The following is a 9,033-nucleotide window of genomic DNA, read 5'->3' on the forward strand; positions in this document are numbered from 1 at the left end:
CGACTATTTGAAGTGCTAGTTATAAAAACCTTTTGGTTTAAATAAAAAATCGGAACGGTTTACGGGTATAAATCCTGAAAACTAAAAAAAGTGTTCAGTGTTTGATTGACATTTACCGCAACCAAACACTGTTCACTGAATACTATTATTATTCTTCTAATCTAATGTCTAATCCAAGACCTTTCAATTCATGCATCAATACATTGAATGATTCCGGCAATCCTGGTTCTGGCATAGTTTCTCCTTTTACGATAGCTTCGTAAGTTTTAGCTCTACCAATTACGTCATCAGACTTCACAGTTAAGATTTCACGTAGTGTACTTGAAGCTCCATAAGCCTCAAGTGCCCAAACCTCCATCTCTCCAAAACGCTGACCTCCAAATTGAGCTTTACCACCAAGTGGTTGTTGCGTAATCAACGAGTATGGACCAATAGAACGTGCGTGCATCTTATCATCAACCATGTGTCCTAATTTCAACATGTAGATAACCCCTACTGTTGCAGGTTGGTGGAAACGCTCTCCTGTTCCTCCGTCATACAGATAGGTATGACCAAATCTTGGAATTCCAGCCTCGTCAGTCAGTGCATTTATTTGGTCAAGAGAAGCACCGTCAAAAATTGGAGTAGCATATTTTCTGCCTAATTTTTGTCCAGCCCATCCAAGAACCGTTTCATAAATCTGACCAATGTTCATACGTGAAGGTACCCCAAGTGGATTCAATACAATATCAACTGGTGTTCCGTCTTCTAAGAAAGGCATATCTTCATGACGAACAATACGGGCAACGATACCTTTGTTACCGTGACGTCCTGCCATCTTATCCCCTACTTTCAACTTACGTTTCTTAGCAATATAAACTTTAGCTAATTTCAAAATTCCTGATGGCAATTCATCTCCAACAGTAATGGTGAATTTCTCTCTTCTTAACGCTCCTTGCAAATCGTTCAACTTAATTTTATAGTTATGAATTAAATCATTCACCATTTTATTAGTTGCATCATCAGCTACCCATTGACCTTTGCTTAAGTGAGCAAAATCTTCAACAGCGTAAAGCATTTTTTGAGTGTATTTTTTACCTTTTGGTAAAACTTCTTCACCCAAATCGTTCATTACACCCTGTGATGTTTTTCCGTTTACGATTAAGAAAAGTTTCTCAATTAATCTGTCTTTTAATTCTGTAAATTTAACTTCGAACTCCATTTCCAATGCTCCTAAAGCATCTTTATCCTGAGTACGTTTGCGTTTGTCTTTTACAGCTCTTGCAAATAATTTTTTGTCTAAAACTACACCATGAAGAGATGGAGAAGCTTTTAATGAAGCATCTTTTACATCACCAGCTTTATCCCCGAAGATAGCTCTTAATAATTTCTCTTCCGGAGTTGGATCAGATTCCCCTTTTGGCGTGATTTTACCAATAAGAATATCACCAGGTTTTACCTCGGCACCAATTCTAATCATACCGTTTTCATCCAAGTCTTTAGTAGCCTCTTCAGAAACGTTAGGAATATCATTCGTTAACTCTTCGTTACCTAATTTTGTATCACGTACTTCTAATGAATAATCATCAACGTGGATTGAAGTAAAGATATCATCACGAACTACTTTTTCAGAAATTACAATCGCATCCTCAAAGTTGTACCCTTTCCATGGCATGAACGCTACTTTCAGGTTTCTACCTAAAGCAAGTTCACCATTTTCAGTAGCATATCCTTCTGATAATACCTGACCAGGAATCACTCTGTCCCCTTTTCTTACGATAGGTTTCAGGTTAATACTTGTTCCTTGGTTGGTTTTTCTGAATTTAATTAAATTGTATGTCTTTTCATCAGCATCAAAACTTACCATTCTTTCTTCTTCAGAACGATCGTACTTGATAGTAATGATATTAGCATCTACATATTCTACAGTACCATGCCCTTCAGCATTAATCAATACTCTGGAATCAGAAGCTACCTGACGCTCTAAACCAGTTCCAACAATTGGAGCTTCAGGACGAATTAATGGTACGGCCTGACGCATCATGTTAGATCCCATCAACGCACGGTTCGCATCATCATGCTCCAAGAAAGGAATCAAAGATGCAGAAATCGAAGCAATTTGGTTAGGAGCAACGTCTGTATAATCTACTTTCGATGGATCAACAACAGGGAAATCACCTTCTTCACGTGCAATTACGTTTTCAGCTGTAATTTTTCCTGAGTCTTCCATTTCGATGTTTGCCTGAGCAATCAACATTCCTTCTTCTTCTTCAGCACTTAAGTAAGTTGCTTCAGAAACTAAATCAACTACACCATTCGTTACTTTACGGTAAGGTGTTTCAATGAATCCCATTCCGTTTACTTTAGCATAAACTCCAAGAGATGAAATCAAACCAATGTTTGGCCCCTCAGGAGTTTCAATAGGACATAAACGTCCGTAGTGTGTATAGTGAACGTCACGAACCTCAAATCCGGCTCTTTCTCTCGAAAGTCCACCCGGTCCAAGTGCAGATAATCTTCTTTTGTGTGTGATCTCAGCTAATGGATTCGTCTGATCCATAAATTGAGACAACTGGTTCGTTCCAAAGAAAGAGTTGATAACTGATGATAACGTTTTAGCATTAATCAAATCAATTGGTGTAAACACCTCGTTATCTCTAACGTTCATTCTCTCACGAATAGTTCTGGCCATACGTGCTAAACCAACACCGAATTGTTGAGACAATTGTTCACCAACTGTTCTCACACGACGGTTTGATAAGTGATCAATATCATCAATATCCGCCTTAGCGTTTATCAACTCAATTAAATACTTCACAATAGTTATGATATCTTCTTTGGTAAGCACTTGCTTTTCCATTGGGATATCCAACTGTAATTTTTTATTCATTCTGTAACGACCTACTTCACCTAAGTTGTAACGTTGGTCAGAGAAGAATAATTTATCTATAATACCACGAGCAGTTTCTTCATCAGGCGGTTCTGCATTACGCAATTGTCTGTAGATATGCTCAACAGCTTCTTTTTCAGAGTTTGTTGGATCTTTTTGTAACGTATTATGAATGATAGCGTAATCTGCCTGATTAGCATCTTCTTTATGTAACAAAATAGATTTAACGTTAGAATCAATGATTTCTTCCACATTATCTTTGTCGATAATAGTATCTCTATCAAGGATAATTTCGTTACGTTCGATAGAAACTACCTCTCCAGTATCTTCATCTACGAAATCTTCATGCCATGTATTCAATACACGGGCAGCTAATTTTCTACCGATATATTTTTTAAGTCCTGTTTTAGAAACTTTAATTTCTTCAGCAAGGTCAAAGATTTCAAGGATATCCTTATCTCTTTCAAAACCAATAGCACGGAATAAAGTTGTTACAGGTAATTTTTTCTTTCTATCGATATAAGCATACATTACGCTGTTGATATCTGTAGAAAATTCGATCCAGGAACCTTTAAAAGGAATTACTCTGGCAGAATATAATTTGGTTCCATTTGCGTGGAATGATTGTCCGAAGAAAACACCTGGAGATCGGTGAAGCTGAGAAACAACAACACGTTCAGCACCGTTAATAACAAAAGTACCACTTGGAGTCATGTAAGGAATTGTACCAAGATATACATCCTGAACAATAGTTTCAAAATCTTCGTGTTCCGGGTCTGTACAATATAGTTTCAACCTTGCTTTTAAAGGTACACTATGCGTTAAACCTCTTTCTATACATTCTTGAATTGTATAACGTGGCGGGTCAACAAAGTAATCCAGGAATTCCAACACAAAGTTATTTCTTGTATCTGTGATTGGAAAGTTTTCCATGAAGGTGTTGTATAACCCTTCGTTGCCTCTTTCGTCAGATTTAGTTTCTAATTGAAAAAAATCTTGAAAAGATTTCACCTGAACATCCAGAAAATCCGGATACTGAGGTATATTTTTTGTAGAGGCAAAATTCAATCTTTCAGTCTGATTTGTTATCATCAATGGACAAAATTTTGATTAAAAAAAAGTAGTTTTTGTGTAAAAACACATTGTTTAATGGATACTTTCTTTTTAGAATCAATACATCTTTAAAAACAAACCGATAAATTTCGGAGCTATTTTTTTTCTTCGTACTGATCAAAAACTTTTTCGTATTTTAAACTATTAATATTATAATAAAATTGATCTATTTTATTATACGAAAAATGGTTTAGGCATTAAGTGATTAACTTAATACCTAAACCTAGTTCTTAAAACTGTTTAAACTTATTTAAGCTCAACTACAGCTCCAGCTTCTTCTAATGATTTTTTAAGACCTTCAGCCTCTTCTTTAGAAACACCTTCTTTTACGTTAGATGGTGCACCGTCAACTACATCTTTAGCTTCTTTAAGACCTAATCCAGTTAATTCTTTTACTAATTTTACAACAGCTAATTTAGAAGCACCAGCCTCTTTTAATACAACTGTAAATTCAGTTTGAGCTTCTTCAGCAGCATCTCCTGCACCACCTCCTGAAACTACTACAGCTGCAGCAGCTGGTTCGATTCCGTACTCATCTTTTAATATTGTTGCTAATTCGTTAACTTCTTTTACAGTTAAGTTAACTAATTGTTCTGCGAATTGTTTCAAATCTGCCATTTTTTCTATCTTTTAAAATGATTTGTGAAATTATAATTTATTTATTGTGCGCAATTTAAAATAAAACAGAGCTTATACTCTGATTTATTATGCTTCTGTTTCTGCTTCTTCTCCAGCAAATTTGTTTTGAAGAGCAGAAATAATTCTTTGAGCTGGTGACTGAAGTAATCCGATGATTTCTCCAATAAGTTCTTCTTTAGATTTAATAGTTGCTAATGCCTCTAATTGATCATCACCAATATAAATCTCAGAATTTACATAAGCTCCTTTTAAAATAGGTTTTGCTGCTTTTTTTCTAAAGTCTTTAATAACTTTTCCAGGCGCATTAGCAACATCTGAAATAAGAATAGCGCTGTTACCAGTCAATACTGAAGGTAAATCACCATAATCATTATCAGAAGCTTCCATAGCTTTAGCAAGCAAAGTATTTTTTACAACCTCCAATTTAATTCCGGCTTTAAAACAAGCTCTTCTTAAGTTTGAAGTTGTTTCTGCATCAAGTCCAGAAATATCAGATACATAAATAATATTTGTACCAGCTAACTGTGCAGTTAAATTTTCAATCGCGATTGATTTTTCTTCTCTAGTCATACTAAAAATTTTTAACTACCAATTATACTGCTTTTGGGTCTAATGCAATAGCAGGACTCATTGTGCTTGTAAGGTGAATACCTTTAATATAGGTACCTTTAGCAGCAGTTGGCTTAAGTTTGATTAATGTTTGAATAATTTCGTGTGCATTGTCATAAATTTGCTCCGCTCCAAAAGAAACTTTACCAATTCCTGCATGTACAATACCAGTTTTATCAACTTTAAAGTCAATTTTACCAGCTTTTACCTCTGTAACAGCTTTTGCAACATCCATAGTTACAGTACCTGTCTTAGGGTTAGGCATTAAACCTCTAGGTCCTAAAATACGACCTAATGGACCTAATTTACCCATAACAGCAGGCATAGTGATGATTACATCAACATCTGTCCAACCGTCTTTAATTTTTTGTAAGTACTCGTCTAATCCCACGTAATCAGCTCCAGCTTCTTTAGCTTCAGCTTCTTTGTCCGGAGTAACTAATGCTAATACTTTTACATCTTTACCAGTTCCATGAGGCAATGTTACTACACCTCTCACCATTTGATTCGCTTTTCTTGGATCTACACCCAAACGAACTGCGATATCAACAGACTCATCAAATTTTGCAGAAGCAACAACTTTAATTAATGCAGCAGCATCTTTTAAAGAGTATAATTTGTTCTTTTCAATTTTTGAAGCAGCCTCTTTTTGCTTTTTTGTCAATTTTGCCATGTCTTTCTCTTAATTAAAAAGGAGCGTCTCCTGATACAGTTATACCCATAGATCTAGCTGTTCCAGCAACCATACTCATCGCTTTTTCAATTGTAAAAGCATTTAAGTCCGGCATTTTGTCTTCAGCAATAGTTCTAATTTGTTCCCAAGTAACACTAGCTACTTTTTTACGATTAGGCTCACCTGAACCAGATTTTAGCTTTGCAGCTTCCAATAACTGAACTGCTGCAGGAGGAGTCTTAACAACAAAATCAAATGATTTGTCTTTATACACAGTAATTTGTACTGGGCATATTTTGCCAGGTTTATCTTGTGTTCTAGCATTGAACTGCTTACAGAACTCCATGATATTAACCCCAGCAGCTCCTAAAGCAGGTCCAACCGGTGGCGACGGATTCGCAGCACCTCCCTTAACTTGTAGTTTAACTACCTTACTAATTTCTTTAGCCATTTTTTAAAAAATTTAACACAACAATTTACGGAAGCAATTGAAGTGATTATTATAGTGTAACAAAAATTATACTTTTTCTACTTGCATAAAACTTAGCTCTAATGGTGTTTTTCTACCGAAAATCTTAACCATAACTTCAAGTTTACGCTTTTCATCATTTATTTTTTCAACCGTACCGTTAAAACCATTAAAAGGTCCATCAATAACCTTAATAGTTTCACCTAAGTTAAATGGTATTGCCTTTGTATCTGTATTAACAGCTAACTCATCAACCTTACCTAGCATTCTGTTTACTTCAGAAAGACGTAGTGGCACCGGCTCTCCCCCTTTTGTTTCCCCCAAAAAACCTATTACACTGGTAACTGATTTTATAATATGAGGAATTTCACCAACTAAATTTGCTTCTATCATAACATAGCCAGGAAAATATACTTTCTCCTTAACTAATTTCTTACCATCTTTTACCGATACTACTTTCTCAGTAGGAACAAGAACCTGAGACACATAATCAGCCATCCCTAATCTGGAGATTTCTGTTTCAATATATGCCTTTACTTTATTTTCCTGTCCACTTACTGCACGAACAACATACCATTTCTTAACATTATTATCTGCCATAATAAAACTTAAGCTTTTATCCAGTTAAAAAATCCAGCTAGTGCTTTTGCAAAAAATTCATCCACTCCCCATGTAGCCAAAGCGAATAGTACTGAAAAAACAGCCACAACAATTGTTAGACTCTGCACCTCAGCCCAAGTAGGCCAAGTTACATTTGACTTCAATTCTTCAAATGCTTCTGATATGTAATTAACAATTTTTGCCATTATGATATATTTTTTTTGCACGGGCGGAGGGATTCGAACCCCCATCAACGGTTTTGGAGACCGCTATTCTACCCTTGAACTACGCCCGTATATATCAGTGCCGTTATTACTAACGGCACTGATTAAATAATTTATTTATAGAATTACTCTACGATTTCAGTTACCTGACCCGCTCCTACAGTTCTACCACCTTCACGGATAGCAAAACGTAAACCTACGTTCATAGCGATTGGGCTTAACAACTCAACATTAATAGTTAAGTTATCCCCAGGCATTACCATCTCTACTCCTTCTGGTAAAGTAATAACTCCAGTTACATCAGTTGTACGTACGTAGAACTGTGGACGGTAGTTATTATGGAATGGAGTATGACGTCCACCTTCTTCTTTTTTCAAGATATAAACCTCAGCTTTGAATTTTTTGTGTGGTTTTACTGAACCTGGCTTAATAATAACCATACCTCTTTTGATATCAGCTTTATCAATACCTCTTAACAATAAACCTACGTTATCTCCAGCTTCACCTCTGTCAAGGATTTTACGGAACATCTCAACTCCTGTAATAGTAGAAGTTAATTTTTCAGCTCCCATACCAATGATTTCAACAGGATCTCCAGTATTAGCAACTCCAGTTTCGATACGACCTGTAGCAACAGTTCCACGACCTGTAATTGTAAATACGTCCTCAACTGGCATCAAGAATGGTTTAGCTACGTCACGTACTGGCTCTTCGATCCAAGCATCAACAGCTTCCATTAATTCAAGAATTTTAGGAACCCAAGCAGCATCATTATTCAATCCTCCTAAAGCAGAACCTTGAATAACCGGACAGTTATCTCCATCATACTCATAGAAAGATAATAAATCTCTAATTTCCATTTCTACAAGCTCTAACAACTCAGCATCATCAACCATATCCACTTTGTTCATAAAAACAACGATACGTGGAATACCAACCTGACGTCCTAAAAGGATGTGCTCACGAGTTTGTGGCATTGGACCATCTGTAGCAGCAACTACTAAGATAGCACCGTCCATTTGAGCAGCACCAGTAACCATGTTCTTAACGTAATCCGCGTGACCTGGACAGTCAACGTGAGCGTAGTGACGGTTAGCTGTTTCATACTCTACGTGAGATGTATTAATAGTAATACCTCTTTCTTTCTCTTCCGGAGCGTTATCAATTTGATCAAAAGACTTAGCTTGACAGTATCCTGCATCAGATAACACTTTAGTGATTGCAGCAGTCAAAGTAGTCTTTCCGTGATCTACGTGTCCGATAGTACCAATATTTAAGTGTGGTTTCGAACGATTAAAACTTTCTTTTGCCATTTTACTTAATTTTTAATCTTAGTTATATATTAATTTCAATTTCCTACTTACTTGAGCCAATGTCGGGATTTGAACCCGAGACCTCTTCCTTACCAAGGAAGCACTCTACCCCTGAGCTACACCGGCAGAGAGTTCTGATTTTAGATTCTTGAATTCAGATTTCAGATTTAAAAATCCACAACCTACAATCCGAAATCTTAACTTCTTTTTTTGTGGGGAGAGCAGGATTCGAACCTGCGAAGTTCACACAGCAGATTTACAGTCTGCCCTCGTTGGCCGCTTGAGTATCTCCCCTTTTTTTTTATTCAACTCAAATACACTTTAGTTAGTTTGAACCACCTCAAACACACATCAAGTACATTAAATCAAATCTACAATATTTCAACTTACACCTTAAACCTCTGATTCTGAATTCAAAATTAAAGATTCAAACACCATAAATCTACCGAGCCGATAGAGGGACTCGAACCCACGACCTGCTGATTACAAATCAGCTGCTCTAGCCAGCTGAGCTACATCGGCAT

General features: G+C 36.4%; 8 protein-coding genes and 4 tRNA genes. All 12 read right to left on the reverse strand.

All coding sequences use genetic code 11. The features are described 5' to 3' along the window. Positions 1-148: 148 nt before the first annotated feature. The 12 genes from rpoB to ACSV4D_RS05790 all read right to left on the reverse strand — a co-directional run bounded on the left by rpoB (position 149) and on the right by ACSV4D_RS05790 (position 9,031). Positions 149-3,961, reverse strand: a complete 3,813-nt coding sequence (gene rpoB, locus ACSV4D_RS05735) for a DNA-directed RNA polymerase subunit beta (protein ID WP_408081204.1) — start codon at positions 3,959-3,961, stop codon at positions 149-151. Positions 3,962-4,228: 267 nt separating this feature from the next. Further along, positions 4,229-4,600 (reverse strand): 50S ribosomal protein L7/L12, encoded by a 372-nt coding sequence (gene rplL, locus ACSV4D_RS05740; RefSeq protein WP_408081203.1) that lies wholly within the window; start codon positions 4,598-4,600, stop codon positions 4,229-4,231. A gap of 87 nt (positions 4,601-4,687) precedes the next feature. Next, positions 4,688-5,191: a 50S ribosomal protein L10 gene (rplJ, locus tag ACSV4D_RS05745; RefSeq protein WP_408081202.1), complete on the reverse strand. Its 504-nt coding sequence runs from the start codon at positions 5,189-5,191 to the stop codon at positions 4,688-4,690. A gap of 22 nt (positions 5,192-5,213) precedes the next feature. Further along, entirely contained in the window at positions 5,214-5,903 is a 690-nt protein-coding gene (gene rplA, locus ACSV4D_RS05750) for a 50S ribosomal protein L1 (RefSeq protein WP_408081201.1), read from the reverse strand. 13 nt (positions 5,904-5,916) lie between these two features. Continuing rightward, entirely contained in the window at positions 5,917-6,354 is a 438-nt protein-coding gene (gene rplK / locus ACSV4D_RS05755) for a 50S ribosomal protein L11 (RefSeq protein ID WP_071185147.1), read from the reverse strand. A gap of 66 nt (positions 6,355-6,420) precedes the next feature. After that, entirely contained in the window at positions 6,421-6,972 is a 552-nt protein-coding gene (gene nusG / locus ACSV4D_RS05760; protein WP_408081200.1) for a transcription termination/antitermination protein NusG, read from the reverse strand. Between the two features lie 8 nt (positions 6,973-6,980). Continuing rightward, positions 6,981-7,178: a preprotein translocase subunit SecE gene (gene secE / locus ACSV4D_RS05765; RefSeq protein WP_408081199.1), complete on the reverse strand. Its 198-nt coding sequence runs from the start codon at positions 7,176-7,178 to the stop codon at positions 6,981-6,983. Between the two features lie 18 nt (positions 7,179-7,196). Further along, positions 7,197-7,267 (reverse strand) — tRNA-Trp (locus ACSV4D_RS05770). Positions 7,268-7,321: 54 nt separating this feature from the next. Next, the gene (tuf, locus tag ACSV4D_RS05775; RefSeq protein WP_408081198.1) at positions 7,322-8,509 is read right to left on the reverse strand and encodes an elongation factor Tu; all 1,188 of its coding nucleotides are present in this window, start codon (positions 8,507-8,509) and stop codon (positions 7,322-7,324) included. A gap of 54 nt (positions 8,510-8,563) precedes the next feature. Beyond that, positions 8,564-8,635, reverse strand: a tRNA-Thr gene (locus ACSV4D_RS05780). Positions 8,636-8,722: 87 nt separating this feature from the next. Continuing rightward, positions 8,723-8,803 (reverse strand) — tRNA-Tyr (locus ACSV4D_RS05785). A 154-nt stretch (positions 8,804-8,957) separates the two neighbouring features. Next, positions 8,958-9,031 (reverse strand) — tRNA-Thr (locus ACSV4D_RS05790). Positions 9,032-9,033: the final 2 nt, after the last annotated feature.

This window comes from Flavobacterium sp. ARAG 55.4 (assembly GCF_051846875.1).
In the GTDB taxonomy this organism is placed as follows: Bacteria; Bacteroidota; Bacteroidia; order Flavobacteriales; family Flavobacteriaceae; genus Flavobacterium; species Flavobacterium plantiphilum.

Coding starts and splice junctions, on each gene's coding strand:
- rpoB (WP_408081204.1), bottom strand. CDS start 3,961: ATGATAACAAATCAGACTGAAAGATTGAATTTTGCCTCTACAAAAAAT.
- rplL (WP_408081203.1), bottom strand. CDS start 4,600: ATGGCAGATTTGAAACAATTCGCAGAACAATTAGTTAACTTAACTGTA.
- rplJ (WP_408081202.1), bottom strand. CDS start 5,191: ATGACTAGAGAAGAAAAATCAATCGCGATTGAAAATTTAACTGCACAG.
- rplA (WP_408081201.1), bottom strand. CDS start 5,903: ATGGCAAAATTGACAAAAAAGCAAAAAGAGGCTGCTTCAAAAATTGAA.
- rplK (WP_071185147.1), bottom strand. CDS start 6,354: ATGGCTAAAGAAATTAGTAAGGTAGTTAAACTACAAGTTAAGGGAGGT.
- nusG (WP_408081200.1), bottom strand. CDS start 6,972: ATGGCAGATAATAATGTTAAGAAATGGTATGTTGTTCGTGCAGTAAGT.
- secE (WP_408081199.1), bottom strand. CDS start 7,178: ATGGCAAAAATTGTTAATTACATATCAGAAGCATTTGAAGAATTGAAG.
- tuf (WP_408081198.1), bottom strand. CDS start 8,509: ATGGCAAAAGAAAGTTTTAATCGTTCGAAACCACACTTAAATATTGGT.